The sequence below is a fragment of the Pseudarthrobacter sp. H2 genome (genome assembly GCF_050157045.1).
Lineage (GTDB): Bacteria > Actinomycetota > Actinomycetes > Actinomycetales > Micrococcaceae > Arthrobacter.
Genome location: NZ_CP189595.1, coordinates 118,569 through 143,429, shown reverse-complemented (window position 1 = coordinate 143,429; position 24,861 = coordinate 118,569). Strand labels below are relative to the sequence as shown.

Here is a 24,861-nt window from a genome sequence, read left to right as displayed (position 1 = left end):
ACGGCATTGAGGCTAACGGGGGCACCGAGACGGACCTGACGTTGCCGGAACGGGCCCGCCTGAAGGAGCTCGAGAGGGAAAATCAGGAGCTGCGAGCGGAGACTCTGTTCCTGAAAAAAGCAGCCGCTTACTTCGCGTGGGAGCAGCGGCAGTGAGCAAGTACGAATACATCGACTCCCAAAGACGGAGCCCGCCAACCTGAATTCGGTTGTGAAGATGTGCCGCTGGCGGGGCGTCTCAACCTCCGGTTTCTATCACTGGCTGACGCGCCCGCAATCGGCGACTGCCACCCGCCGGAAGGCCCTGATAGCGCGGATCCAGCACTATTTCGAGGAGTCCGAAGGCACCTACGGGTATCGCCGGATCCACGCGGACCTCGCGGCGACTATCGAGTGGTGTGTCTCCAAAATAGTTTGTGAGTTTCCTGTTTAACTTGGGTTATGTCTAATCCCGCTCCGCCTCTGGCGTTGACCGATGGTCAGCGTGCCGTACTGGAGGTGCTGTCGAAGTCGCAGACGGCGTCCCATCGTGAGGTGCAGCGGGCACAGGTCTTGTTGATGGCCGCGGAGGGGCTGGCCACCGAGTCGATCGCGAAGGTAGCGGGGACGAGTCCGGGGACGGTGAGGTCGTGGCGTGCCCGGTTCGAGGAGGAGGGCCTGGCGAAGCTGGGGAAGGTCCGTGCCGGGCGGGGCCGAAAGCCGGTGATTCCGCAGTCAAGGATCGATGAGATCGTTGACTTGGCGCGGAACTCGAAGCCGGAAGGGCATACGCACTGGTCGGTGCGGACCATGGCTGCCAGGTCCGGGGTGTCTCCGGCGCAGGTGCAGCGGATCTGGGCGGCGCGCGGGCTGAAGCCGCACCGGGTGGAGGCGTTCAAGCTTTCCACCGATCCGAGGTTTGAGGAGAAACTCATCGACGTGGTGGGCCTGTATCTGAACCCGCCGGAGCAGGCGATCGTGTTGTGCATGGATGAGAAGTCCTCGATCCAGGCGCTGGACCGGACCCAGCCGTCGCAGCCGATGAAGAAGGGCCGGTGCGAAACGATGACCCACGGCTCCTTGCGCAACGGGCACCACGACCCTGTTCGCCGCCCTGGACGTTGCCACCGGCAAGGTGATCGGATCCTGCCTGCCCAAACACCGCCACAGCGAGTTCCTGAGGTTCCTCAAAACGGTTGAGAAGGAAATCCCGGACGGACTGGCCGTGCACCTGATCCTGGACAACTACGCCACCCACAAACACGCCAACGTGCGGGCCTGGCTGGACAAACATCCCCGGTTCCACCTGCATTTCACCCCGACGTCCTCATCCTGGCTGAACCTGGTCGAGCGGTGGTTCCGCGAGCTCACGGACAAGGCCCTGCGGCGCGGCGCCTTCCACTCCGTACCGGATCTGATCGCGGCGATCGAGGGCTACCTCGCCGCCCACAACGATGAGCCCAAGCCCCTCGTCTGGACCGCGACCGCCGACTCAATCCTCGAAAAGGTCGTCCGCGGCCGCGTCGCACTCCAAGCCGTCAAGCAAAACTGAGACAGACCACTAGGACGGCTCCGCCGACGTCCCGGCGACCCGCGCAGGACTCGGGCGCCCGGACCCCCAATCGCTCGCATAGCTCACTCCGTCGACAATGGGAGCCCGCGGCCTCAACTTCCCCGCAGTAAGGGCACCAAAACGGGCGTTTTGGTGCCCTTAGCCAAAATGTCCCTTGCAGGACAGCAGTTCTACGACACGGACGTCGACGGCGGGCACGTCTTCCACTGCTCCCTGGGCCTGGCCGCCCAGGAAGGCTGGCTCGCCGACCAGCAATGGGCGGCCATCGCGAATGATTTCATGCAGAACTTCATGCAGAACATGGACTTCGCCGAGGACGGCGGAAAGGCCCCGGCCTGGTGGGTTGCAGTGCGCCACGGACTGAGCAGGAACGGCAACGACCACCTTCACATCGTGGCCAGCATGGTCCGTGACGACGGCACCAAATGGAACGGCTGAAAGAGCAAATACATGTCCCAACAGGTGGGGTACCAGGCTCTGACGCTTCCGACGCTACCCGCCTCTGAGGTGCGCTGTATGTTGATGCGGTTATTGGAGGTGTCTATTTTGGGGTTTTCAGGGCCGGCCGGTCCACCGGGGGAGACCGGTGCCCGCAGGTACGGGAGGTCCGGTGGTCGCGCCGCGGTGTCCGGCACGGGAGCCGTTTGGGAAACAGTTCGGGCAGGACACGGCGGCAGCACGGTTAGGTGCGGGCGCTGGTTTGGCCGGGGGCGGGTATACTCGCTCCCAGTGACACGGGGTGCCGGGCGGCTTGATTGGCCCGGCTGAGATGACACCCGTTGAACCTGATCTAGTTGACACTAGCGAAGGGATGTCCTGCAACGGTTCGCACGGTCCTGGCGCCCGGATCGCATCCTTTCGCCTTATCCGAAGGTGAAGAAACTGATGGAACTGGCAGAACAAATCGTTCTTGTGACCGGCGGCGGACGGGGCCTGGGCAGCAGTATTGTGCAGGCGTTCGCGGCCCGGGGGGCGCGGGTGGTAATCAATTACCGCCGCAGCGCCGAAGCCGCCGGGGAACTGGCCGCCGGTTATGGCCCCGAGCACGCTGTTGCCCTGCAGGCTGACGTCACCGACGCCGGTCAGGTGTCGGTGATGCTGGAGCAGGCCCGGTCCCATTTCGGTTCCGCCGTCACCACTGTGGTCAATAATGCGCTGGCCGATTTCTCGTTTAACGGGGATGCCCGCTCCGGTGCCGGGGATATTTCATGGGCGGAGTTCGAGGCACAGTTCGCCGGCAGTGTCCGGGGGGCTTTGAACACGACCCAGCAGGCTTTGGAGGGGATGCGCGGCCACGGGTTTGGGCGCATCATCAACGTTGGGACCAATCTGTTCCAGAACCCGGTGGTCCCGTACCACGACTACACCGCGGCCAAGGCCGCCCTGGTGTCATTGACCCGCACTATGGCCAAGGATCTGGGGCAGCACAATATTGCCGTGAACATGGTCTCCGGCGGCCTGCTGCGCACCACCGATGCCAGCGCCGCAACCCCGGAGGAGGTCTTTGACTACATTGCCGCTTCGACCCCCCTGGGTAAGGTCACCACCCCGGCCGAGTTCGCCGATGCCATCTTGTTTTTCGCCTCGCCTTGGGCGCGGTCGGTTACCGGGCAGAACCTGGTGGTCGACGGCGGACTGGTCATGGACTAGGCGGCCTGTCGATGAACGGGAAACGGCAACTGCATTTGAACGCTTTCCTGCTGGGAGCCGGCCACCACGGTGCTGCCTGGCGGCGGGCCGGATCGCCGCTGGAGCAGCTCGGAGAGATCGGTTATTATGAGCGGCTCGCACAAAGCGCCGAACGCGGCCTGTTCGATGCCGTGTTCTTCGCCGACGGGCAGTCCGCCGGTGACGTCGGCGCCGGTCCGAGATGGTTTCTGGAACCGTTGACCGCGCTGGCGGCCATGGCCCGGGCAACGGAGAACATCGGGCTTATCAGCACCGTCTCGGCCACCTTTTATTCCCCTTTTCATGCCGCCCGGTTGCTCGCCTCCCTGGATCACATCAGTGCCGGGCGTATCGGGGCGAACGTGGTCACGTCCATGTTCGATGCTGAAGCCCGCAACCACGGGCTGGAAGCGATGCCCGACCACGGGCAGCGCTACGGCCGCGCTGCAGAGTTCATTGAGGTAGCGCTGGGGTTGTGGGACTCATGGGCTGATGATGCGATGGTTCGGGACAGGGCCGGGTTCTATGCCGATCCGGCCCTGGTCCGGCCGTTGCATCATGAGGGGGGCCACTTCCGGGTGGAGGGGCCCTTGAATGTGCCCCGGGGCCCGCAGGGACGCCCCGTGCTGTTCCAGGCCGGTGCTTCCGGGGCCGGCCGGGACCTTGCCGCCCGGTACGCGGAAGGGATTTACGCCGTGGCCTACGATCTTCCCAGCGCCCAGGCCTACTATGCGGATATGAAACAGCGGATCGCTGCTGCCGGGCGTAATCCGGAGAAGGTAGCGATCATGCCCGGATTGGTGACGTATGTGGGCTCCACCGCGGCCGAAGCCCGGGCCAAACAGGACCGGACGGATGCGCTGCTGCCCACCGCAGAATCCCTGACACGGCTGGGCACGTTCGTGCAGCAGGACTGTACCGGCTGGGAACTGGACGCCCCCGTGCCGTCCCTGCCACCGGCGGCAGAATTTACTGGGCCGCAGGGCCGTTATGCCACCATATTGCGCATTATTGAAACCGAACGTCCCACCGTGCGGCAGTTGCTGGGGCGCCTGGCCGCAGGCGGGGGCCACTGCACCATGGTCGGCACGCCGGAGCAGATCGCTGATCAGATGGAGCTCTGGTTCCGCTCCGGCGGCGCTGACGGGTTCAACCTGATGCCCCCGCTGCTGCCCGATTCCCTGGACGAGTTCGTCGATGACGTCATCCCCGTCCTCCAGCGCCGGGGACTCTTCCGCACCCGCTACACCGCCTCGACGCTGCGCGGGCATCTGGGGCTGGACCGCCCGGCTGTTGGCGCCCCTGCGTAAGAGCGCCACTACGGCAGGGCGGCGGTTCCGATCATCCAATACCGTCCGGGACAGGGTTGCCACAAGCTGGCTTTGTCCCTCGTGAAGACACCGGGCTCCATGCGGGCGTATTGGATAGCCTTCCGTCAGGAACGTCCTTCCTCCCTGGAGTCCCCTCGGGCTTTGTGCTTTCAGGCCCGAGGCCTTCCGTGGGCAGCATCCGTGGTGTCGTTGGGGTTGCCGGGGCGGTGAAGGGTTTCGAGGAGTTGGAGTTCGTAGTGGGCGAACCGGGCCGAAGCCATCGTCGAGAGCTGACGTGGCCTGGGCAGGTCGATGCGGAGGTTTAGGCGCACGGAGGCGGGCCGGGGGCTGAGTACGACGACCCGGTCGGCCAGGTAGATCGCTTCACGGATGTCGTGGGTGATCAGGACCGCGGTCCAGGAGTTGTGGGACCAGACATCTTGAAGCCACGCCTGCATGTCGGTGCGGGTGAGGGAATCGAGGGCACCGAAGGGCTCATCCAGTAACAGGACGTCACGGTCCTGGACCACTGTGCGCAGCAGGGCGGCCCTTTGCCGCATGCCTCCGGAGAGCTCAAAGGGATGCGAGTTCTCAAAACCGGACAGCCCGAAGGCCGGGAAGAGGCTGGCGGCACGTGCCCGCGCGGTCTTTTTGCTTCCACCGCGGACTTCCAGGCCCAGGGCGGTGTTCTGGAGGATGGTGCGCCAGGGAAAGAGGAGGTCTTTTTGCGGCATGTAGGCGAAGTGTTCACGTTCCCCGGTGACGGCGCGCCCATCGATGAGGATTTCGCCGCCGCGGGGTTTTTCTAGGCCGGCCATGATGTTGAACAGGGTGCTCTTTCCGCATCCGCTGGGACCGATGATGGCAACGAATTCTCCTTGTTGTGCGGAGAAGTCGACGTCCTCGATGACGTGCCGGGATTCTCCGCGCCCGAGATCGAAGGATTTGGTAATTGCACGTACTTCGACCCTGGGTGCCGCAGCGGTGGTTTCAGACATGGCGGTTCCTGCGTTCCTTGGAGTGCCAGGGGATGATCAGCCGCTCGGCGGCGTAGGTCAGCAGGAACAGGCCCACACTAAGGAAGGCGGTGACTGCGACTGCTGCCAGTACGAGGTCGGTGCGGAACGAGTTTTTCATCGTGGCCATGTAGATACCCAACCCGTCCCGGGCCCCGATGTACTCGGCGAAAATGGCGCCCGTAACAGCGTAGGCAATGCCGATCCGCAGGGCTGTGAAGAAAGAGGGAAGAGCCGATGGAAGGCGTACATAGACGAATTGCTTCCACCGGTTGGCGCCCATGCTGCGCAGCAGATTGCCCGCGTCACGGTCGGTGAGGTTGAAGCCGTCGATCAGGCCGACGGTCACCGGAAAGAACGTGACCAAGGCGATGACCATGATCTTTGGCATCAGACCGAAGCCGAACCAGATGATCATCAGCGGGGCAATGGCGATGATCGGTATGGTCTGGGATGCCACCAGCAGGGGCATCAGGGCCCGGCGAAGCCACGGTGAGAAGTCGATGGCGACGGCAAGGACCCACGCCAGGGTCAGGGAGACGGCGAAACCGAGAAAGGTTTCCTGCAGCGTCGGCACCGTGTTGGCCCAGATGATCCCGCGCGCCAACCAGCCCTGCTCCACGATCCGCTGCGGAGACGGAAGCACGGTTGGTTTCACGCCGCCGGCCGCGACCGCGCCCTGCCAGGTTGCCAGGAGAGCGAGGACAATCACGGCCGGGGGCACGGCGGTGGTGAGCGTCCTGAACCGGAGGGGAGACCCTGTTTTCCGGTTGCGGCCCGCTCCGTCTCCCGGACCCTCACTCACAGCGTTGCCTTTCTGCCGTTACGGTCCCGCGGCCGGCGATCGGGAAAGGGGAGGGCGCGGCAGCTATTTGCCGGCCAGATACTCATTGGTGAACAACGCCGTGGTGTCAAGGGGTTTGGAGAGGGGTTTGCCGCTTTCATCGGCCAGCAGGGCGGCCTTGTAGAGAAAATCCGCCAGCTGCTTCCACTGATCGGCTGTTTGGGTGCCGACCTGGCCGTCGGCGTCCTTGAGGTAGGAAGCACTCAGTTCTTCCTGGCTCTTGTAGACAAGCTGGTCGTCGGCGAAGATACCGGGGTTGGCGTCAATAAGTATTTTCGCGGCGGCGTCGGGTTCGGCTGCGGCATATTGGTATCCCTTTTGGAGGGCCTGGACGAATTTCCGGGTCACGTCCGGGTGTCCCGTGATCCATTCCCGGTTGCCTTCAATGATCACCGAATACTGGTCCGGCACGCCGTAGTCATGAAGGTTGAAAAACTTCATCGGAGTGCCGCGGAGGGTGGCGTCGGTGCCTTCCCAGGTCTTGAAGGCTGAGGTGAAGTCGACTTTGCCGGCGTACAGGGCTTCGTAGGCGGATGTGCCCAGGGTGACGCGGCTGAAATTGCCTGTTCCGCCGGCGTTCCTGATGGCATCTGCGGCTTCGGTAGGGAACGTGGCACTGGGCCCGGCCGTGCCGAAGGTTTTGCCATCGAGGTCTTTAGGGCTGGTAATGTCCTTCCGGCTGGCCAGGACGCCGATGGCTGTTGCATCGTGCTGGAGCACCGACATGACCGAGGTGTTGGCCACCCCTGCTGCTGCGGCGAACGTAGCCGTGTTTTGGAAGCTGATTCCGAAGTCCGCCGCACCCGAGTTGATGAGGGTGTCGGTGGAGGACTGGCTGTAGGGCAGTACCTGGACGTCGAGTCCGGCGGCGGCGAAATAGCCTTTGTTGATCGCCACGTACAGCCCGGTGTGGTTCGTGTTGGGCGTCCAGTCCAGGGCGAAAGTAATGAGTGTGGTCCCGGAAGAAGCCGGAGTGGGACTTCCTCCCGAACCGGCGCAGGCTGACAGGGCTGCCATGGCGGTAAGGGTGAGGGCGCTGACCGCGCCCACGAGGAAGCGTCGTTTGTTCACGAGAAGTCCTTTCCCCGCGTATGCGGAGCGTTTGCTGGTGCCGGATAGACGGTGGCCCGTTTTCCGCCGGGAATATCCGGCCGCGCGGTGCCGCGATTTAGGAGCGGCGCGGGGGCCGGAGAGGGAGATATGGCTGGGCGGGGTATATGGGCGGTTGCGGTGTTCATTGGGTCCATTCCTTGAGAAACTCTTTGGCGCTGCGGGCAGGGTTTTCGGCGGCACAGATGGCTGATATCACGGCGATGCCGGCCGCTCCGGCGCACCTCAGTGCCCTGACATCGGCCGGGGTTATGCCGCCGATCGCGACGCAGGGCAGCAGCGTAGCGGCAGCGATAGCGGCGAACCCCTGGATGCCCAGGGGTGCCGGATGGTCCGGTTTGGTCGACGTCGGACGGATCACGCCCACGCCCAGATAGTCCACGGTCCCTGAGGGCAGGGCGTGCAGCTGCGCGAGATGTGCGGCCGTGTTGGCGCTCAGCCCGATCAACGCGTCCTGGCCAACAATTGCCCGGACCTGGGGTGCCGGAAGATCGCTTTGACCGATATGGACGCCGTGGACAGCCGCACCGCCCGCCCGGGCGGCGAGAAAAACGTCCACCCGGTCATCCACCAACACCGTGGCCCGGTCACCCACGGCGTCGGCGGTACGCATCACCAGATCGTAGAACCGGGCGGCGCTGGCCGTTTTTTCCCGGATCTGTACCATTCGCACGCCTCCGGCAACGGCGGCGCTGACCGTCTCCACCACTCCGCGTTCCCCGCACAACTGATCATCAGTGATCAGGTAAATCCCCGCGGTGAAGCCAGTCCTGCCGGCGCCTGTCATGAGATAGCCACTCTGGACCGGATTGTTTCGGCATCCACAGACCCCAGCGCATCCAGGAACGCGACCGCGAAACTGCCCGGGCCGCGGGCGCCGGCAGCGGCGATTTCGGCAGCGACGGTATACACCGCGGTGGCTGCAGCCGTCGCTGCCAGACGGTCGCCATCCACAGCCAAAAAAGCTGCGGTGACCGCACCCAGTGCACAGCCACCCCCGGTGACCAGGGTCAGATAGGGGTGGCCGTTACTGATCCGGATCACGTCGATGCCATCAGTAATCAGATCAACGGCCCCGGAAACGGCCACGACGGAACCGTGAACACTGGCTAGGCGGCCGGCCGCTGCCAGCGCACTGTCGGGAGTATCGACGGCATCAACACCACGGCCACCTGCCCCCAACCCGGCCAGTGCGATAACCTCTGAAGCGTTGCCCCGGATAGCGGTCGGGGCGTAAGAGAGCAGTTCACTGGCAAGGGCAGTACGCACCGGCAGGACACCGACCGCGACCGGGTCAAGAACCCACGGACTGCCTGCCTCCTGAGCGGCCGAGGCGGCTTCGACCATGGCGACCCGTTGCTCCGCGTGGGGAGTACCCACGTTGATCAGCACTCCGGAAGCTATCCGGGCAAACTGGCCGGCCTCGGTGGGGACATCAGCCATGGCTGGCGCCGCCCCGAGGGCTAGAAGCACATTCGCGGTGAAGTTTGTCACAACCGTGTTGGTCAGACACTGCACCAATGGCCCCGTCTCCCGCAACCGGGCGAGCATCGTGCAGACATGGTCAGGTGTCAGGCGAACAGTCATCCGCAACATCCCTTCGCTAGTACGAACTAGATCAGGTTCAACGGGTCTTATCTCAGCCCTGTTGCCCAGGGCACCCCGTGTCACTCTAGAAAGCTTACTCCCACGTAGGCACAGGCGCGCATCAGCCGGAGAGCCATGGCTTGGGGCCGGCAGGGTGCAGCGATGGCAGTGACGGTGTTGGTAACGCTGTCACGAGCCGCAATTGGCGCGTCCGCGCTTCGCGGCGCCAACACCGGGGCGCTTCAGAAAACGGAAAAAAATACCACGCTAAGGGCTCGCAATGAAATAAGTTCGTTTTTGTGTGTTTGACGGCTACTGTTGTGCTATGGCGGATTTGGAGGAGTCGTTGGCACGGCGGTTCGCGGTGCTGCGGCCGCATCTGAGCGAGTTGCAGCGCCGGTTGTGGCTCGGAACCGAGGCGGACGAGCTGGGATCGGGCGGCGTGGCGGTGGTGGCCCTGGCCGCGGGTGTTGCCGCGGACACGGTGCGCCGGGGACGCAGCGAGGCCCGGGGCCTGGATGCCGCCACCGTGGTGCGGTCCCGGCGCCCCGGCGGTGGCCGTAAGCGGGCCGAGGAGCACGACGCCGAGCTGGTGGCGGCACTGGAGGCCCTCATTGATCCGGTCACCCGGGGCGATCCGATGTCGGCGTTGCGGTGGACCTCCAAGTCGGCCCGGACCCTGGCCCGGACGCTGACGGAGCAGGGCCACCGGGTCAGTGAGTTCGTGGTGCGCCGGCTGCTGCACGAACTCGGTTACAGCCTGCAGGCCAATGCCAGGACCGCCGAGGGCGGCCAGCACCCGGACCGCGACGCCCAGTTCGGCCACCTCAACGACAAGGCCGCCGGGCACATGGCTGCCGGGAACCCGGTGATCAGCGTCGATACAAAAAAGAACGGCCGGGAATGGTCACCGGCGGGGCAGCCGGTCCCGGTCAAGGTCCACGACTTCATTGATCCCGCCCTGGGCAAGGCCAACCCGTACGGGGTCTATGACGTCGGAGCCGATACCGGGTGGGTGTCCGTGGGCACCGACCACGACACCGCAGCCTTTGCTGTCGCCACCATCGCCTCCTGGTGGAAAACCGTGGGGGCCGTTGCCTACCCCGCAGCCACGGGGCTGCTGATCTGCGCGGACGGCGGTGGCTCCAATGGCTACCGGACCAGGCTGTTCAAGACCGAACTCGCAGCCCTGGCCGCCCGCACCGGGCTGGCCATTACCGTCGCCCACCTGCCGCCGGGCACCTCGAAGTGGAATAAGATCGAGCACCGGCTCTTCTCCCACATCGCCATGAACTGGCGCGGCAGGCCCCTGACCAGCCATGAAGTCATCGTTGAGACCATCGCGGCGACCACCACCGGCAACGGATCCAAGGTCCACGCCGAACTGGACACCACCACCTACCCCACCGGCGTCAAGATCCCCGATGAACAGATGAAAGCCCTCGAAACACACGGCATCCTCACCCGCGAGGCCTTCCACGGCGAATGGAACTACACGCTCAACCCGCCAACCCGCGACACGCCCGAACCCGAATGAGTTAATTCATTGCAAGCCCTAAGCCTTGGATGGTGATCGTAGGGGCCTGAATTTGCCCGTGCCGATCCGGTGCGGCCTGCAGGACAATGAGGTGAGACACCAGATTTCAGCCCGACTCGGCGGTGGCCAGCGGCCGGTTTTCCGTTTAGCTCAAGCGGCGGGCAGTGCGTCCGGGATGCGCGGCTTGGCGTTGCCTGCGAAGGTGAACCTGGCGTCGTCGCCTTCGCTGTCCACGTCCAGCACAACGATGTCGCCGGCGTTGATCTCGCCGAAGAGGATCTTCGGCTGTCGCCGCCAAGGAGCGGCGGACACTCCGCCTTGCCAGACCCAGCTGCAGGATTCCCAGAACACCGATACCGCGTGGCGGTGAGCGTCCAGTCCCGGCAGTCACCGTCCACTGCTGTACCTTGGCAACGACAACGTCCAGCATCGGGACACGGCACCGCTCCACGCGGCCTGACGGGCATCTTTTGCGGGCCGGCTATATGTGTCAATGGACAGTCAGTTCGACGCGAAAGCCCATGGCTAACCCTGCCAGATGGATGTTCGGCACAGGGACAGGAAGCCCTACGTTTGAGTCGGACACCGCACGGATTATTCGGGCTTCGGCGGATGAGGAAATTTCATGCCAGAGGGGATCGAACGGTGAGCCTCCTGCGAAGCAACCATCTCACTCGTATCGCCTGGCCCTGACCGGGCTGGTCGCCACGGCGATCTGTTTCCGCGGTGGAATTGATGGCATCGGTGTTCCGAGTGCAGAACGTGCGCCGCTTCCGCAGATGACATATCGAAGGTGGCTACGGGCGGCACTCCTTGAGTAGCCGATCCTCCAGGCGATGAAGGATAGCTACAAAGCGGCTTGGGTCGTTTAGCGCCCTGCCGAGGATCAATGCGCCCTGGATGCCGGAGACGACTTCCTCAGCCAGTTCCTGTGGATGCTCGGAATGCCCGCCCTCTTCCAGGGCCTGCCGCAATGCCTCGGTCCAGTCAACGAAGTAGCCGGTGATTTGGTCAACGAATTTGTCCCTCTCCGCCCCCAACGCGAAAGCACCAACCAGGCAGATTCGATGTCCTGATGCAAAGTAGTCAATGATGTCGCTGAACATCAGAGTCAATCGTTCGTCCAGGGGCAGGGCTGACTTCAGCGGAGCAAATATCTTGGCCTGAAACCAGCTTTCGATATCGGCAAGAACCGTTTTTGCCATCTCGTCCTTGCCTCCGGGGAAGAAATTATAGAGGCTCCCCTTGCCCAGTCCTGTCGCCTGGGAGATCTCCGAAAGGCTCGCTCCAGCGAAACCGTGGGAGCGGAACACCTCGGCCAGTTGGGGTACGGCGTCGGCTCGCGTGGCGATCATCTTGGGCACGAGGGGCTCCTTTCTTCTTAGAGGCCAAGTTCACTCAGGCCCAGATGGGCCTCCGGACGAGGACCTCCCCGGTCCCAGTGAAACTTCCGCTCAGACTCACTGATGACGACGTCGTTAATGCTCGCATGCCTCCACCGAATCAGCCCGCGCTCGTCGAACTCCCAGTTCTCGTTTCCGTGGGAACGGATCCATTGCCCATCTTGGTCTTGCCATTCATAAACGAAACGAACCGCGATCCTGTCGCCGTCGTAGGCCCACAGTTCCTTGATCAGGCGATATTCCTGTTCGCGGGCCCACTTGTCAGTCAGCAGTTGGATGATCTGGTCGCGCCCCTGGACGAATGTGGTGCGATTCCGCCACCAACTGTCCTCGGTATAGGCCAGGGCCACTTTCAGGGGGTCGCGGGTGTTCCAGCCGTTTTCTGCGGCTCGAACCTTTTCGATGGCAGTTTCGAGTGTAAACGGGGGAACCGGAGGCCTGGTGTCCATGGCTTCGTCCCTTGATAGTCTCAAGTGTTTGTACCAATCGTTACACACTTGTCCTTGTTCATCTAACTTGACGCATCAGCATGCCTCTGACGGGGATGCGACAACCGTAGTGGAACCGGGTTCCAGGGGTTTGTTCATTTCAGTTGTCGTAAGGCAGTGAATCGTGTCGTCGGTTTCTGACCCGGTACAGTCTGGCTGCTCCCTGCCGAAGCTGGCCGGCCTGCGCTCATTCACGCCGCTGGCGGGAAGGTGCGTCAACTGTAATGACACCGGCAGCAAAAATGCGTCAAGAAGCGTGATCGCGCGTCAACTTAGATGGAAAAGGACAACACTTTACCGGACGGTACAACCGTCACGGACACAAGGAGACTAAAATTTAGCCGATAACGGATCTTATGTAAGGTAGAAACGATAGTAAACTATCAGTTATGGTTCGGTCCTTGTCCCTGGCAATTGGGATGAGTCAGTTGTCCCGTCTCATTTAAGTTGACCCACGGCAACCCCGGAATCTCGCGGGTTCGGTCAACTGTGGTGAGACAAATTTACGATTTCGTCTCACTACAGTCGGGCCAAAGTGAAGAATCTCCGGGCGGGCTGTCGATCCAAAAACCGCGGCAATACAAGGAACTTTAACCGTTGGTCCAACTGTAGTGGGACAGACTGGCGGGATGGGCCAACTGTGGTGAGATTGGGCCGTCTTGGATGAGACAGGACAACAGCCAGTGCCTTTCGGCGTCTCACTCAACCTGTCAGTTCCCGCGTCGGCGCTGACAGGTCGAATGGGATCGGACACTTTTCAGGGATCGAGCGAGCTTGCGGTTAATGGCTTCGATGTCCAGGAAGCCGGGATCAAAGGGCTCATCGGTGCCGGTCATTTCGGCGACCCGCGCCGAAAATTCAACGTGGTCAGGATGGGACGGGTCGGCCAGGGCGTCCAGAATCTCCTCGAACCCGGGCATACCTCCGGAATCTTCCAGGGGTCCGCGCCGGGCGCCGTCGAGCAACCGTGCCGGCGGAGAAGTCTCCGTCGCCGGGCGGCGGGAAACCAGCTCGAGCCGGTGAAGCCAGCTGTCGCCGAAGTCGTACTCATAGAACGCGACCCCGGGTCCAGTCGCCAGCAGTTGATCCAGCGAGTAATCCTCCTCTGCCCTGTCCGCCGGTTCTTCGCACGACTGCCTGGGGAGCCACTGCAGGGCTTCCGGTATCTCGCCATCGATCGGCCGCAGAGGCGCGAAGGGATCGCTGCCGGTAAATCGGTGCAGATGAGCATCCTCCCAACCAAAGGCCACCTGCAGGACCCCGTGTACCTGATCCAGCGATATGGGGCCGCGGACCTCCAGCTGACGCCAGATCTCCGGCTGGCTGCCGACAAGAACCACCCGCAGCTCCAGGACCGATTCCGGTCCGTTCGGGTTCTTGTCGTCCTGTTTCATGGCGCAATCGTCTCAAACCACCTGGGCTTCGCTGAAATAGGTGAGCCCCACGGGCCGCTGTCGCCGCGAGCGGGAACCGTGCAGCGCCGGTGCCGGGAAGGGGTGGTCGTGGTGTTGGTGGGGCCAGGCAGCAGCTATCTGGTGAGGAATTGGTGCGTTTTTGGTGGCTTTTCAGTGGAAATTCTTGGCTGTTCCGCTAAGGTTGAAGGACTAGTGGAAGGAGCGTGGTACCCGTGAGCATATCCATCGACGTCGGGGCCGCCCACGGCGGAACCGCACGCCTGGGCATCCGGGAAATCGTCAGGCAGCTCAACAGCGCCCTGGGGGCGACACTGGTCGCAGCACTTGCCGGCAGCAAGGACCCGAAGATCAGCTACCGCTGGGCCCGCACGGACGGCCCCGAACCCCGGGCCGAGGCGCAGGCGAGGCTCCAACTGGCGCACCGCGCCTGGACGGCTGTGGCGGGAGTGGAAGGTGAACACGTGGCCCGGCTGTGGTTTGTCGGCGCGAACCCCTGGCTGGGCGAGGTGTCCCCGATCGAAGCAATCAGGGACATGCGCGCCAAGGACGTCATGGGCGCGGCTGCCGCCATGACCGAGGACAGGTTCTCCGCTTGACGCAGGTCTGTGCCACCACGGGCCTGGCCTTCGTGGACGGGCCGGTGACCGGGTACAGAATCGCGAAATCCTCGTACGGCCCGCTCAACCCGCTGCCGCGCACCGTCGGATCCGCCGACCGGTCCGCGTGGTCACGTTTCGACACCCCGGGATCAACGGTGTACCTGGCCGGGGACAAGAGAACCGCGTATGCCGAGGCCCTGGCCATGGCGCGGGTGGCCAAGGACTTCCGCAACGCCATTGCCTTCGCCGCCCGGCAGTTCGGCCTGTCCGTGGAGGATGCCAGAAGGATGATCCAGGACGACTGGACCAGGAACGGAAACATGGTTCCGGGCTGGCTGCCGGCCAACTGGCGCGACGGACGCCTGATGTACACGCTGCAGATCAACGGCCCGCAACGGTGGATCGATCTCACCGCCGCTGAATCGATCGCCGCGCTGAACCGCCACCTCGGCCAGGAACTCGAGGATGCCTTCGGCATCGCTGACATCACCCTGGCAACCCTGGCGGGCGAAGACCGCGCACCCACGACACATATCGCCGAATGGCTGCGCGAACAGGTCCTGGACGACGGCAACTACGCGGCCGGCGTGCGTGCGCATTCGAAGTACGGCGGCGGTGTCTGCTGGGCGTACTGGATGCGCCGCAGGGACGACAACCTCGGCACCGACCCGGTCGCTGTCCTGGACGAAACGGAAATCCACCGCACCGACCCGGACCTGGACTACGTTCTCGCCATGTACGGACTGGATTGCCGCTAAGGCACGCATGAGGATAGCCAAGAACGACATCATCGCAGGGCTGCCCGCCCCGGCCGCCAGGGATTTCCTGCGCCGGGCCAGCCTCGCGGATTTTGATGAGGAATGGGCGCTGTCCCTGCTGGAATCCCTCGCCGCCGCCGACCCCAAGTCCACCCTGGACAGATTCGAAGGCGACCGGTACATCGAACGGGCAGACCACTCCCCCGACGGGCAACGCTGGTGGACGACCACAACCCTGGGCAACGCCCTCGCCATGGCCAGCTTCGGGAAACCGATCACACGGAAAACAGCGGATCGGCTGGTCGCTGAAATGCTCGACCGGGCCCGCACCTACAACGCAGATCCCGGCAAGCCATACTACGTACAGCGGTTGAGGATCTTTGGAAGCTATCTCGACCGGTCGGTTGATCCCCTGGGAGACGTCGACGTCGAGCTCGTCCTCGGCCAACGCGTGACCGACCCCAAAGAAATCCTGCGATACGCCACCGCCAGCGGCCGCTCCTTCCCCAGTTACATGGACCAGCTCCTCTGGCCGCAAACCGAAGCGGTACAAATCCTGCGCAACCGTTCGGCAGCGATCAACATCACCCTGGAGGACATCGAGCGGCTCACCGACAACGTCGAAACGGTCTACTCAATCTACGAGGACTCCGGCGCCATACCGCCGCCACTCCCCTGAATCATCACTCCAAGTACTATGGCGTGGTCGATGATGAAGCCCGGCCGCACAGGCCCGCCTCCTGAAGCCTGATTCTTCGGACGAGCACCAGCAGAAGCGACCCGTGCGACGTATGCCGACCCCATCGCCCTCTCCCTGACATGGGAGCAAAAGGGCGCGCGAGGGCGGGCCGGGTCTCCCACGCCGCCTGAACGCTTCGGACCGGAAGAGATGGAAAGAGAAAGGCACAACATCGTGATCAACCCCGAAGCCAACGCCGACTGGCCGGGACGGCTGCCTCCAGAAGTCGAAGCCTTCATCCGGGAGACGGTGGAAATGATCCACGAACTCGACGACACCGGCCTGCAGGAGATGACCCCGCTTTTCTATCAACACGGATACGAGCAAGTAAGGATGTCACTTCAGAATCTGCTCAAAATCCTGGGCCACGACCCTGACGCTTGACCGTTAAGGTCCGTCGTCAAAATCGTTTTTCACGGGGCCGCCTACACCACAACCTGTGCCCACAGGCTGCTGGGACTGCTGCAGCCAGTCTGTGGACGGCAAATCCCCCACTCATTGGGTACTTCGCTGCCCGGGCGCGGTCGAGCACGACCCGCGGCGGTTCGCCCTAGGGAATTACTGAAGACCTGCGCCCGGCGTGGACACCCGTGGGCTCTAGCCGAAGATGCCGGCCTCGGGCTCGCTGTGCGGGAGCGAGGCAAGGCCTGGGGTGCGTGGGGGTGTGTGGCCGTCGTAGGCGCACTTCTTGAACGGTCCTTCTTTGTCCATGAGGACGCGCATGTGGGGGTCGGCGTGGTTCAGCCACCAGCTGCTGACGCCGAGAGCCGGCTCCAGCCGGAGGTGTTCCCAGGCCCGCCAGATGGCTTCCATCCTGATGAGGGCTTCGGGGTGTTTGTACCACTCGGGGCACCAGGCGAAGGCCGCGCCCTCATTGACTTCCCGAACATAGGACTGGGCCATCAGCTCGACGAAAAACTCAACGGCACTGGAGTACACCAGCTCCGGTTCAGGTTCGGCATGGCTGTGACCGCCGTTTGTGGACCGAACCTCTTCGCCGCCGAACGCGTCCCCGAACTCCTCACTCACTCCTTGTCACCATCCGTCCATGGGTTGCGCGCCGGAACGACCACAGGCTCACGCTCCACTTTCTCCTGGGCGGCGAGGGAGTCTTTGACCTTCTGGGCGTGGGGTCCATTCATCCAGGGAATGGTTTCGATCATGGTTGCCGGGGCGCCGGAGGCGAGCAGGATGGCCCGGAACCTCGGCAGGGCCGTCAGGTCGGCCACGGAGAGGATCTCGTCCTTGCTCTCCTGCCGCGAGGATGAAGACCCGGCCTTGCTGTGGCTGCGGGAGACATTGATGTAGCTGTACTGGCCGATCAAGCGGGAGAGTTCATCGAGGTAGCCGACCTCGGAAACGCCGCCGCCGTAGATTTTCACGTTCGACGCCGACCAGAGCTTCCGCATGCCTTCCAGGGACCAGACCTCCACGCCCTGGGACCAGGACTGCAGGATGGTCATGAGGATGATCCCGCGGGAGCCGTAGTGGCTGTACTGGTCAGGCAGCGCCTTCCACCGGCACACGTTCGCCGCCTCATCCAGGATCCCGAGCAGCGGGGTGGCGAGCCGGCCGCCGGGCTGGGAGGTGGCGTACTTCTCGGCGGCTTCCACGACGGCGACGGTCAACGCGGTAACCAGAGGCCCGGCGGTGCCCACGCCCTCGCGGGAGAGGCTGTAGAGCGTGCCTCTGCCGCGCACGAACTCTTCCGGAACAAACTGCGGACGGGGATCGGTGGCCACGGTCGTGTCCCGCAGCGGGGTGACCCATTGGCTGACGTCGCGGTCGGTCAGGCAGGAGACCATCTGCCGGGCGGTGCCGTAGACCCCGGCCCGCTGCTTCTCCGGCTCGCGGATGTGACCCAGCACCATGTCCGCCAGCAGGTCATACCCGGCGGCCCGCAGAAGTTCGGCCGGGGCCTCGTCGTGCGGGCGGGTCAGCCAGGTGTACACCTGCGTGATCGGCGTGGAGTTGAGCGAGGCGGCCAGCAGGAGGGCTTTGAGCAGGTTCTGCCCTGCCGGATCGAAGTAGGCGTCCGGCTTGGTTCCCGGTTCACGGGAGCCATTGGCGAAGTGCTGCGCCAGGTTCCCGGCGGTCGCCTCGTTCGTCACGTAGGACAACGGGTTCCACCACCAGGTCGGTTGTTCTTCGGCGACGGCCTGCGGGTCAAAGACCCACACCTGCCCGGCCTCGGACCGGATCGGGCGGGTCACGTCCACGATGTCGCGCTTGTTCGAGGTGGCGATCACCGCGCCGGGTGCGTCCAGGATCGCAGGGACAGCATAGGACGTCGTCTTCATGGTCCGGGGCCCGGCAATGAGGATCAGCATGTCCTCCCAGGACGCCCACAGGTGACGCTTCCCGGCGACACTGCGCCCGAGCCGGACACCGGTGGAGTCCTCCACGCCGAGGCGCACGGCCGTGGCCGTGGCCCCCTTCGTGCCCAGATGGTCCAGGTCCTTGCCGCGGCCCATGTGCACGGCGGCCTTATCCACGCGGGTGCGCGTGTGCGCCGTCCGGGACCGGACCACCAACACGGCCACGGCCAGCGCGATCAACACACCGGACAGCACACATGCCACCGCAGTGGACTGGACGGGCCAGGGAACCCGGCCCTTGGCCAGACCGGCGACCAGGTCGATCGGGTGGGCCGGGGGCGCGGCGATGCCGGCCAGCCAGGATCCGAGATGGGCCGAGACCCAGGACCCGCCCCCAAAGACGACAGCTGCGCCGATGGCCAGCCAGATCCCCAGCCCGTCACCCAGGCCCGTTCCCTTGCGGTTCGGGGCGCTCACAGTGCACCCTCCCCAGCCAGTCCGGCCGTTCCCGGCTCCAGGAGCGTTTCAGCCAGTGCATTCCAGCGCTTATTGGTGTCATTCAAAGAGGCCTCAATGGAGGTCAGGCCGATCCGGACGGGAATGCCGGGACGGCCGCCGACCTTGATCAGAAACTTCCCCCGCCCGGGAGGTTCGACGTCGCCGCCGCGCGAATCCCAGGCGGGCGGGTCCTGCCAGGAGATGAGCTTCTGCTGCTCCTGACGGGACAGCGGTATGGCTGCCGTCAGCAGCGGCATCTCCGAGGCGGGCAGGCCGGCGCAGATGACCATGCCGGAGCGTTCGACGAAACCCCTAGCCTTCATCCGGTCCTCTTCTGCGGGGAGAGCCAGGAGGTCGGACATGGTGTGGGAAATCATGACCTGACCGACGCCGACGGAGCGGTTGAGCCGGGTGAGGGCGTCCACCCGGTCCACCATGCCCTTACCGGCCCGCAGCGCCCGCCAAAGTTCATCGAGGACCACGAAGTAGTTCCGGCGCGGCTCCAGCCCGGCGTCGGCCAGGGCATTGGCGACGTTGACGGTACCGAAGCCATAGGACCAGCACGCCAGCAGCACAGCGGCCTGCAGATCCGTCTCGGTCTCATCGATGCTGGAGACATCGAAGACGACCGCCCGGTCCCGCCGCATCGGGTTCGTGGTCTGCCGGGAGAAAATCTCGCCCAGCTTCCCGCCGCCGGTCAGGCCCAGCAGGGTGGCCTCCAGCGCCCGGGTCTCCTTCAGGTAGACGTTCATGTCGCCGCGGTCCAGGGCGACCTGGCGCAGCTCATCCGGTGCCGCGGTGATGACGTCGAGGAGGTCCTTCAGCACCGGGACCCCGTCAAAGGTTTCGTCAAGGACGCGCAGGGCGCGGTCCAGGATCGTCTGTTCCTGGTCCGTGGGCGGGTTGTTGCGGCTGATCGTGATCAGGGACACGACCATGGTCAGGCGCCGGCCGTGGGCGTCGGCCCTCACCCGGACGGCCGCGTCGTGGTGGCCCTTGTCCTCGAGCAGGGCTGCGGCTTCGACGGCCTGGCCCGGGTCCAGGATGTTCAGGTAGCCACGGCCCCGGCCCAGCTCGATGACCTGCCCGCCGAGCGCGGCTACGGCGTCCACATGCTCGCCCTTCAAATCCCCGAGGACGAGCGGGTGCACGCCCTGCCCGGCCAGGCCCAGCATCATCCGGCGCACGAGCGTGGACTTCCCCAGACCGGGTTTGCCGAGGATGAACGCGGACGGGTTGGAAATCAGCCTGGCGCGCTGGAACCAGCTAATCGGATCACAACAGACCGTGGCCTGGGTTTCCTCATGCCGGCCCAGCGGCACTCCAATCATGGGCGAGGACGTGCCCGAGGAAAACGGCCACAACCCGCACACCTGCACGGTGGTGCCGCGGTATTCACGCACCGCGGGGACCAGGGCCGCAGCCCCTCCCCCGCGCCCGCCCCAGCCGCGCGAACCCGGCCCGCGCTCACGCGCAGCCGGAGCGGCCTTCGCCTTCGCAGGAGCTGTCACCTTCGATTTCCTGGTGGGGAAGAACAACATGGGTGCCATTTAGAGGGCCTCCCTGATCTCGGTGGGCAGCAGAATGTGCCTGGGCAGCACCAGGCCCAGCGGCAGGGACGCGGCGAAGGCGGTGTCCTGGGAGCCGTAGGCCCGGCGCAACAGCACCCGGGCGGTGCCGGAGGTCTGTTCCACGGCGGCCACCGCGTCGGGGAGCCGGCCCGCGTCGGTGACGGTGGCGGTGACGACCATCCCGAAGTTCACCAGCCCGGCGCCCTGGGCTTCCTCGGCCGCGGTCTGCGCGGCGGAGCGGGCATCGACCAGGGCACGGGCGGACGGCCGGTTCCCGGAGCTGATGCGGACGTTGGCGTTGTTCTGGTCCCGCTCGACCACGGCGGCGGCCCGGGCCGAATCCATCGGACGGTACAGCAGCGAAACGCGTTTGCGGTCAATGTCCCCGTGCGGGGCCAGCAGACGGGACAGGACCGAGGAATTCACCGAACCGCGCGGTGCCCCGGTCATGGTCCAGGACACGGAGAACGCGCTGTCATGCCGGTAGTCATCCCAGCCGGCCTGGGTCGCGGTCGGGCCCACCTCGCCCCAGCTCAGCGCAACGGGTGTGCCGGCGGCGTGGGCTTCATCAATGATCAGCGCAGCCGGCGGGTCGTAGGCAATCCGGACGACTTCGCAGAGTTCCTGGGCGGACATGGGCCGGGCGATCCCGGCGCCGGTGGCCTGCAGCCGGGCGCCCAGGCCCGGGATGCGGGAGGCGACGTCGCGGGCGACGTCCTCCGGCTCCCGCTTCCGGGACCCGGACCGCAAGGAGGCACTGAAGGTCAAAGACACCCAGGCCCGGACCGTGGCCGAGCCTTCCGGATAGGTCCGGACGACCTCGCGCAGGATCGCCTTGGCCGCTTCCGGGGCGTCCGGGTCGATGTTCATTTCCACTTCGTTGCGCAGCCGGTAACCGGAGTCCGGCGCGGTCTCCACCGTCACGGCGGCAGCTTCCAGCCCTGCCTCATCCCCCAGACCGGCGAGCCAGCCGCCCCAGTTCGCCACCCAGGCGTCAACCTGCTCGGGATCGACCAGCGACGCACCGTCGGGTTCGGTGGAGAAAACCACGGTGAAATGGTTCGTCGTCGGAACATGGAGCATGGCGAAGGGGCGGTTGTAGGAGTCGTGGAGCTCGTACAGCCGGGACCTCGCGGCCAGCCCGGGGAGCTGGTACATCCCCCACGCCGTGACCCCGAGGGGGCCGGAACGGTAGAGGTTCGTCCCCGCCGAGCGGGCGAGGCGGAAGTTCATCCGTGTGGCGAACCGGTCCACGACGGACTGTCCGTGCTTGTCCTTGACCGTCAGCAGCAGCACGAGCACCCCGGCGAAGGCGAGGACGCTCAGTCCGGGCAGCAGCCCGGCGATGGCGAAGGTGATGATGCCGGCCAGCAGGCCGGCCATGACGATGCCGGTGCCGATCGCGCCCAGGCTGCCGAGGCCTGCTGAGCGGGGAACCTGCCAGTTGCCGTAGGACGGTTCCTTGTATTCGGTGCTAATTGCTGCCACTGGGGCCCTCCCCGGTTGAATCCTGCGCGGTTTTCTGTGCGGCCTGGGAGGCCTTTGACGCTACCTGTGCTCCTGCGGCGACGACCATGCCGGCCGGACCTGCAGCCTTCGCGGCACCCGATGCTGCGCCTGCGCCGGCGGTGCCTGCTCCGGCCCCGGCTGTTGCTGCGGCGCCCGATGCCGCTCCCGGCGTCGGCTTTCCATTGGCTCCGCTGCTTCCGCTGCTTCCGCTTCGCCCGGTGCTTCCAGCGCCAGTGCTGCCCTTGCCCGGACTTCCCGAGGCGGATCCCTGACTCGCCGGAATCGGGGATGCATTCCCCCGTCCGCTTCCGCCCCGCCCCATGGAAACGGCGCCGGTCGCCACCGCGCCCATGGCAGCTCCGGCGGCCGCTCCCCCGCCGGCGCCGGCGGCAACCGCGCCGACCATCGGAGTGACGAAGCGCATCAGGGCCGGGAGCGCCAGGAGGGCGACGATCATGAGGGCAAACCCGGTGATCGATCCCAGCAGGGTGTTCTTGCCGGTGCCGGAGTCCATCAGCTTGAAGGCGACGGCATAGACGATGGCCGCTGCGGGTTTGTAGAGGATGAACGCGATCGTCCAGCCGACCGCTTTCTGGAACCATTGCCGGCCCATCTCGGTGTTCGTGAACGCGGCCGTCGTGGGAAGAATGCCGGCCAGGATGACCAGCATGCCGCTGCGGACAATCATGAGGACAATCTGCACGAGCGAGGTGAGCAGCCCGACAATGCCGAGGATGATCAGGATGAAGACACCGACGCCCTGGCTGTTCGTCAGCGTCAGGATTGTCAGGGCCTGGGCGAATCCTTTGCCGTCAGTGGACGTTTCGATGATGGACACGGCGAAGGCGTCCGCGGCCATGACGAGAATCGAAATCACGGCCAGACCCATGCCCGATACCAGTGTGAGCGTGAGCAGAGACCGGAGAAGGTCCTTCAACGGCGCCCCGCGCTGCTCCCAGATCATCCGCGTTCCACCGATGATGACCGACAGTACGGCAAGGGTGAGCGTCCATGTAGCGAGACCATTTTCCAGAAAACCAACAGGAACGCTGGGCTGGGAACCATCTGCTGTCGTGAGGTTCGCCGTCGGCATGGTCACCCAGAAAGTCGAAAGAGTCGTCACCATCTGGCTCAGACCCTCCATAATCGACTTCGCCAGATTGCCTATGGCATCGTCAAGCATCCCGGAAACTGCATTGCCTCCCTGACAGATGACGTCCAGGGGAACGCACTCGGCCATGTCAGACCCCGGCCCATGAGATAAAGCCACTCATGTCGCTGAGCCGGGCAACGTCGTTTATGAGCTGGCCGGCATCGGAAACCTTGACTTTCCAGTCTCCATCAAGCCATTGGAGCGGAAGAACCGCGTGAAACAATTTTCCACCGGAGGTTTCAAAAGCCAGATCAACGTTGGCTTCGGTGGGCATGTAGGACTTGAGTAGGAAGCCTCGCACCTGAACGGTTTCACTGGAGCCGGTGGAAGGATCCAATGTCGTTGCTTGCTGTTTGGCTGCATCCCGCCCGGCACCGGGAGCCATGAGCTTGTCTGCCAATTTGATATTCATTTCCTGCGATTTGGACGACCCAAGGACCACCAAGTTGACGGCAGAGTAGACGGCGCCGGTTGGTGAGTGAGCAAAGCAGGACCTGAATCCGCTGTCGTCCGTCAGTCCCGGTCCGAAGGTCTTAGGGTCAGTGGGGGCCGCCATTTTGCCGATTAGCTCCCACTTGGACTTCGGCGCGGCGCCCAAGGCCGTCTCCGCGCTTGAGGGCAGCCCGCAAATGCTTTTTCCAGCCGCGTCTGCTGACTTCGCTGGCGCCGAGGAGGCACCGGCAGACGATGAGGCGGGGGACTGCTGTGCGGTGCTGTTTCCCTTGGGGAGGAAGAAGATCACGACGACGGCGGCAATCAGTGCAACGACCAGGGCGGCCGAGATGATGAATCCGGGCCTGGTGAATGGACTGGGTCCGGTGGTGCTGTGGGTGGATTCGCTCATGATGAACCTCTCCGGTAGTCGGGTCAGGCGAAGGCGCGGACGATGCCCGAGGCGCCGGTGATGATGATGCAACCACCGAGGACCCAGCCGAGCTTGCCAAGGTGTTCCCCGCCGTTGCCGCGGGAGAGCTGGATGACCATGCCGATGCCGACGATGATCACGCCCAGGACGCCCAGGACCAGGCCGATGCCGGAGGCCCAGTTCAGGACGGTCAGAAGGCCCTTGGCCTGCTCCGGGACGGTGGGCGTCGGGTTCGGGATGACGCTGAGCGGAAGGCGTGCAATGAGGTTCTGCATGATGAGACCTTTCGAGAGGTGAAGCTGGACGTTGATGGGTGGTCAGGTGGTGAGGGCCGCGATGTCGGTGGCGAAGCGCTGGTAGTCCCGTCCCGGTGGGCCGGCAGTGGCATCGCCGAGCCGCCAGGATTCGACCCACGGGAGGATCCACAACCGGGGCGCTCCCCCGCCGATGAGGGCGGCGAAGTCCCGCAAGGGTTTGGGGAGTCGTCCGGGGGCGTCGGCCAGGACAGCGAGGCCGAGCAGGTCAACGGCCGGGCCGGCACCGGAGGCCCACTGAATCAGCGCGCCCCGGGCGGCCTTCAATCCCCGCAGGTCCGACCGGCACACCAGCAGCACGGACGGCTTGCCGAAGGCGTCGTCGGGGACGGGCCAGGCATGGTCTGTGGCGCGTGCGCCCTCCAGGATTCCGGCCAGGCGGCTCTCCCCCGCTCCCCCATGAGCGCCCGTGACCCACAGTGTGGCGGTGCCGGCGACGGTGCGGCAGCCGAGCCGGTCTGCCGCGTCAGGTTCCACCATCCCCAGCACTGGAGCGTTGAGTGTCGGGGCGGGCGGCAGCTGGAGATCCGCGGCGGTGTTGTGGGGTTCGGCGCCGGTGTCCGGGGTGATGATCCACGGGTTGAGGGACTGGTTCATGGTTCCTCCTT

24 protein-coding genes, 3 pseudogenes and 2 riboswitches are annotated in these 24,861 nt (G+C 64.7%); of the genes and pseudogenes, 10 read left to right on the top strand and 17 right to left on the bottom strand.

The window, feature by feature from the left end:
• Nucleotides 1–8 precede the first annotated feature (8 nt).
• The 5 genes and pseudogenes from ACQCSZ_RS25105 to ACQCSZ_RS25085 form a co-directional block, all read left to right on the top strand.
• Nucleotides 9–414, top strand: a pseudogene (locus tag ACQCSZ_RS25105) (IS3 family transposase); the annotation flags it as partial.
• A gap of 26 nt (nucleotides 415–440) precedes the next feature.
• Nucleotides 441–1,530 (top strand): annotated as a pseudogene (locus ACQCSZ_RS25100) (IS630 family transposase).
• 168 nt (nucleotides 1,531–1,698) lie between these two features.
• The gene (locus ACQCSZ_RS25095; protein ID WP_427008514.1) at nucleotides 1,699–1,989 is read left to right on the top strand and encodes a relaxase/mobilization nuclease domain-containing protein; all 291 of its coding nucleotides are present in this window, start codon (nucleotides 1,699–1,701) and stop codon (nucleotides 1,987–1,989) included.
• Nucleotides 1,990–2,276: 287 nt separating this feature from the next.
• A riboswitch (TPP riboswitch) is annotated at nucleotides 2,277–2,380 on the top strand.
• Between the two features lie 56 nt (nucleotides 2,381–2,436).
• Nucleotides 2,437–3,201 (top strand): 3-oxoacyl-ACP reductase, encoded by a 765-nt coding sequence (locus ACQCSZ_RS25090; protein ID WP_427008513.1) that lies wholly within the window; start codon nucleotides 2,437–2,439, stop codon nucleotides 3,199–3,201.
• Nucleotides 3,202–3,212: 11 nt separating this feature from the next.
• Nucleotides 3,213–4,529 (top strand): LLM class flavin-dependent oxidoreductase, encoded by a 1,317-nt coding sequence (locus tag ACQCSZ_RS25085; RefSeq protein WP_427008512.1) that lies wholly within the window; start codon nucleotides 3,213–3,215, stop codon nucleotides 4,527–4,529.
• Between the two features lie 170 nt (nucleotides 4,530–4,699).
• Here ACQCSZ_RS25085 and ACQCSZ_RS25080 read toward each other — a convergent pair whose 3' ends face one another.
• From ACQCSZ_RS25080 to thiM, 5 genes are all read right to left on the bottom strand, one after another.
• Nucleotides 4,700–5,527, bottom strand: a complete 828-nt coding sequence (locus ACQCSZ_RS25080; protein ID WP_427008511.1) for an ABC transporter ATP-binding protein — start codon at nucleotides 5,525–5,527, stop codon at nucleotides 4,700–4,702.
• Nucleotides 5,520–6,350, bottom strand: a complete 831-nt coding sequence (locus ACQCSZ_RS25075; RefSeq protein WP_427008510.1) for an ABC transporter permease — start codon at nucleotides 6,348–6,350, stop codon at nucleotides 5,520–5,522. The genes ACQCSZ_RS25080 and ACQCSZ_RS25075 overlap by 8 nt, the downstream gene beginning before the upstream one ends.
• A gap of 63 nt (nucleotides 6,351–6,413) precedes the next feature.
• Complete coding sequence (locus ACQCSZ_RS25070; RefSeq protein WP_427008659.1) at nucleotides 6,414–7,406, bottom strand: ABC transporter substrate-binding protein; 993 nt, start codon at nucleotides 7,404–7,406, stop codon at nucleotides 6,414–6,416.
• 217 nt (nucleotides 7,407–7,623) lie between these two features.
• On the bottom strand, nucleotides 7,624–8,286 hold the full coding sequence (gene thiE / locus ACQCSZ_RS25065) for a thiamine phosphate synthase (RefSeq protein ID WP_427008509.1): 663 nt from the start codon (nucleotides 8,284–8,286) through the stop codon (nucleotides 7,624–7,626).
• Nucleotides 8,283–9,086, bottom strand: coding sequence for a hydroxyethylthiazole kinase (thiM, locus tag ACQCSZ_RS25060; RefSeq protein ID WP_427008508.1), 804 nt, complete (start codon nucleotides 9,084–9,086; stop codon nucleotides 8,283–8,285). Before thiM ends, thiE begins: the two co-directional genes overlap by 4 nt.
• A riboswitch (TPP riboswitch) is annotated at nucleotides 9,078–9,174 on the bottom strand. Its footprint overlaps the gene before it by 9 nt.
• Nucleotides 9,175–9,411: 237 nt before the next feature.
• Between thiM and ACQCSZ_RS25055 the strand changes: the two are divergent.
• Nucleotides 9,412–10,617, top strand: a pseudogene (locus ACQCSZ_RS25055) (ISAzo13 family transposase); the annotation flags it as partial.
• 156 nt (nucleotides 10,618–10,773) lie between these two features.
• Here ACQCSZ_RS25055 and ACQCSZ_RS25050 read toward each other — a convergent pair.
• The 4 genes from ACQCSZ_RS25050 to ACQCSZ_RS25035 all read right to left on the bottom strand — a co-directional run bounded on the left by ACQCSZ_RS25050 (nucleotide 10,774) and on the right by ACQCSZ_RS25035 (nucleotide 13,908).
• Nucleotides 10,774–10,935, bottom strand: coding sequence for a hypothetical protein (locus ACQCSZ_RS25050; protein WP_427008675.1), 162 nt, complete (start codon nucleotides 10,933–10,935; stop codon nucleotides 10,774–10,776).
• Between the two features lie 485 nt (nucleotides 10,936–11,420).
• Nucleotides 11,421–11,978: a TetR/AcrR family transcriptional regulator gene (locus ACQCSZ_RS25045; protein ID WP_427008674.1), complete on the bottom strand. Its 558-nt coding sequence runs from the start codon at nucleotides 11,976–11,978 to the stop codon at nucleotides 11,421–11,423.
• Between the two features lie 26 nt (nucleotides 11,979–12,004).
• The gene (locus tag ACQCSZ_RS25040; RefSeq protein ID WP_427008507.1) at nucleotides 12,005–12,475 is read right to left on the bottom strand and encodes a DUF1348 family protein; all 471 of its coding nucleotides are present in this window, start codon (nucleotides 12,473–12,475) and stop codon (nucleotides 12,005–12,007) included.
• A gap of 749 nt (nucleotides 12,476–13,224) precedes the next feature.
• Nucleotides 13,225–13,908: a plasmid pRiA4b ORF-3 family protein gene (locus tag ACQCSZ_RS25035; protein WP_427008506.1), complete on the bottom strand. Its 684-nt coding sequence runs from the start codon at nucleotides 13,906–13,908 to the stop codon at nucleotides 13,225–13,227.
• A gap of 233 nt (nucleotides 13,909–14,141) precedes the next feature.
• On the opposite strand from ACQCSZ_RS25035, the gene ACQCSZ_RS25030 reads away from it, so the two are divergent.
• The 4 genes from ACQCSZ_RS25030 (at nucleotide 14,142) to ACQCSZ_RS25015 (ending at nucleotide 16,409) form a co-directional block, all read left to right on the top strand.
• Nucleotides 14,142–14,525: a hypothetical protein gene (locus tag ACQCSZ_RS25030; RefSeq protein ID WP_427008505.1), complete on the top strand. Its 384-nt coding sequence runs from the start codon at nucleotides 14,142–14,144 to the stop codon at nucleotides 14,523–14,525.
• Entirely contained in the window at nucleotides 14,522–15,286 is a 765-nt protein-coding gene (locus ACQCSZ_RS25025) for a hypothetical protein (protein ID WP_427008504.1), read from the top strand. The genes ACQCSZ_RS25030 and ACQCSZ_RS25025 overlap by 4 nt, the downstream gene beginning before the upstream one ends.
• Nucleotides 15,287–15,293: 7 nt before the next feature.
• Nucleotides 15,294–15,965, top strand: a complete 672-nt coding sequence (locus ACQCSZ_RS25020) for a hypothetical protein (RefSeq protein ID WP_427008503.1) — start codon at nucleotides 15,294–15,296, stop codon at nucleotides 15,963–15,965.
• 234 nt (nucleotides 15,966–16,199) lie between these two features.
• Complete coding sequence (locus ACQCSZ_RS25015; RefSeq protein ID WP_427008502.1) at nucleotides 16,200–16,409, top strand: hypothetical protein; 210 nt, start codon at nucleotides 16,200–16,202, stop codon at nucleotides 16,407–16,409.
• Nucleotides 16,410–16,622: 213 nt separating this feature from the next.
• Here ACQCSZ_RS25015 and ACQCSZ_RS25010 read toward each other — a convergent pair whose 3' ends face one another.
• The 8 genes from ACQCSZ_RS25010 to ACQCSZ_RS24975 are packed head-to-tail and all read right to left on the bottom strand — an operon-like array spanning nucleotide 16,623 to nucleotide 24,850.
• Entirely contained in the window at nucleotides 16,623–17,054 is a 432-nt protein-coding gene (locus ACQCSZ_RS25010; RefSeq protein WP_427008501.1) for a DUF4913 domain-containing protein, read from the bottom strand.
• Nucleotides 17,051–18,820, bottom strand: a complete 1,770-nt coding sequence (locus tag ACQCSZ_RS25005; protein WP_427008500.1) for a type IV secretory system conjugative DNA transfer family protein — start codon at nucleotides 18,818–18,820, stop codon at nucleotides 17,051–17,053. Before ACQCSZ_RS25005 ends, ACQCSZ_RS25010 begins: the two co-directional genes overlap by 4 nt.
• A complete protein-coding gene (locus ACQCSZ_RS25000; protein WP_427008499.1) occupies nucleotides 18,817–20,391 on the bottom strand; it encodes a helicase HerA domain-containing protein in 1,575 nt (524 codons plus the stop codon). The genes ACQCSZ_RS25005 and ACQCSZ_RS25000 overlap by 4 nt, the downstream gene beginning before the upstream one ends.
• Nucleotides 20,392–21,900, bottom strand: a complete 1,509-nt coding sequence (locus ACQCSZ_RS24995) for an SCO6880 family protein (protein WP_427008498.1) — start codon at nucleotides 21,898–21,900, stop codon at nucleotides 20,392–20,394.
• On the bottom strand, nucleotides 21,887–23,104 hold the full coding sequence (locus tag ACQCSZ_RS24990; RefSeq protein ID WP_427008497.1) for a hypothetical protein: 1,218 nt from the start codon (nucleotides 23,102–23,104) through the stop codon (nucleotides 21,887–21,889). Before ACQCSZ_RS24990 ends, ACQCSZ_RS24995 begins: the two co-directional genes overlap by 14 nt.
• Nucleotides 23,105–23,162: 58 nt before the next feature.
• The gene (locus ACQCSZ_RS24985) at nucleotides 23,163–23,918 is read right to left on the bottom strand and encodes a hypothetical protein (RefSeq protein ID WP_427008496.1); all 756 of its coding nucleotides are present in this window, start codon (nucleotides 23,916–23,918) and stop codon (nucleotides 23,163–23,165) included.
• 23 nt (nucleotides 23,919–23,941) lie between these two features.
• On the bottom strand, nucleotides 23,942–24,214 hold the full coding sequence (locus tag ACQCSZ_RS24980) for a hypothetical protein (RefSeq protein WP_427008495.1): 273 nt from the start codon (nucleotides 24,212–24,214) through the stop codon (nucleotides 23,942–23,944).
• 42 nt (nucleotides 24,215–24,256) lie between these two features.
• Nucleotides 24,257–24,850, bottom strand: coding sequence for a DUF6668 family protein (locus ACQCSZ_RS24975; RefSeq protein WP_427008494.1), 594 nt, complete (start codon nucleotides 24,848–24,850; stop codon nucleotides 24,257–24,259).
• Nucleotides 24,851–24,861 lie beyond the last annotated feature (11 nt).

Bases quoted from the DNA above. Each gene is read 5' to 3' on its own strand.
- ACQCSZ_RS25085 (WP_427008512.1), top strand. From the start codon at position 3,213: ATGAACGGGAAACGGCAACTGCATTTGAACGCTTTCCTGCTGGGAGCC.
- ACQCSZ_RS25035 (WP_427008506.1), bottom strand. From the start codon at position 13,908: ATGAAACAGGACGACAAGAACCCGAACGGACCGGAATCGGTCCTGGAG.
- ACQCSZ_RS24980 (WP_427008495.1), bottom strand. From the start codon at position 24,214: ATGCAGAACCTCATTGCACGCCTTCCGCTCAGCGTCATCCCGAACCCG.
- ACQCSZ_RS25080 (WP_427008511.1), bottom strand. From the start codon at position 5,527: ATGTCTGAAACCACCGCTGCGGCACCCAGGGTCGAAGTACGTGCAATT.
- ACQCSZ_RS25040 (WP_427008507.1), bottom strand. From the start codon at position 12,475: ATGGACACCAGGCCTCCGGTTCCCCCGTTTACACTCGAAACTGCCATC.
- ACQCSZ_RS24985 (WP_427008496.1), bottom strand. From the start codon at position 23,918: ATGAGCGAATCCACCCACAGCACCACCGGACCCAGTCCATTCACCAGG.
- thiE (WP_427008509.1), bottom strand. From the start codon at position 8,286: ATGACAGGCGCCGGCAGGACTGGCTTCACCGCGGGGATTTACCTGATC.
- ACQCSZ_RS25090 (WP_427008513.1), top strand. From the start codon at position 2,437: ATGGAACTGGCAGAACAAATCGTTCTTGTGACCGGCGGCGGACGGGGC.
- thiM (WP_427008508.1), bottom strand. From the start codon at position 9,086: ATGACTGTTCGCCTGACACCTGACCATGTCTGCACGATGCTCGCCCGG.
- ACQCSZ_RS25095 (WP_427008514.1), top strand. From the start codon at position 1,699: ATGTCCCTTGCAGGACAGCAGTTCTACGACACGGACGTCGACGGCGGG.
- ACQCSZ_RS24990 (WP_427008497.1), bottom strand. From the start codon at position 23,104: ATGCTTGACGATGCCATAGGCAATCTGGCGAAGTCGATTATGGAGGGT.
- ACQCSZ_RS25070 (WP_427008659.1), bottom strand. From the start codon at position 7,406: ATGGCAGCCCTGTCAGCCTGCGCCGGTTCGGGAGGAAGTCCCACTCCG.
- ACQCSZ_RS25000 (WP_427008499.1), bottom strand. From the start codon at position 20,391: ATGGCACCCATGTTGTTCTTCCCCACCAGGAAATCGAAGGTGACAGCT.
- ACQCSZ_RS24975 (WP_427008494.1), bottom strand. From the start codon at position 24,850: ATGAACCAGTCCCTCAACCCGTGGATCATCACCCCGGACACCGGCGCC.
- ACQCSZ_RS25020 (WP_427008503.1), top strand. From the start codon at position 15,294: ATGAGGATAGCCAAGAACGACATCATCGCAGGGCTGCCCGCCCCGGCC.
- ACQCSZ_RS25045 (WP_427008674.1), bottom strand. From the start codon at position 11,978: ATGATCGCCACGCGAGCCGACGCCGTACCCCAACTGGCCGAGGTGTTC.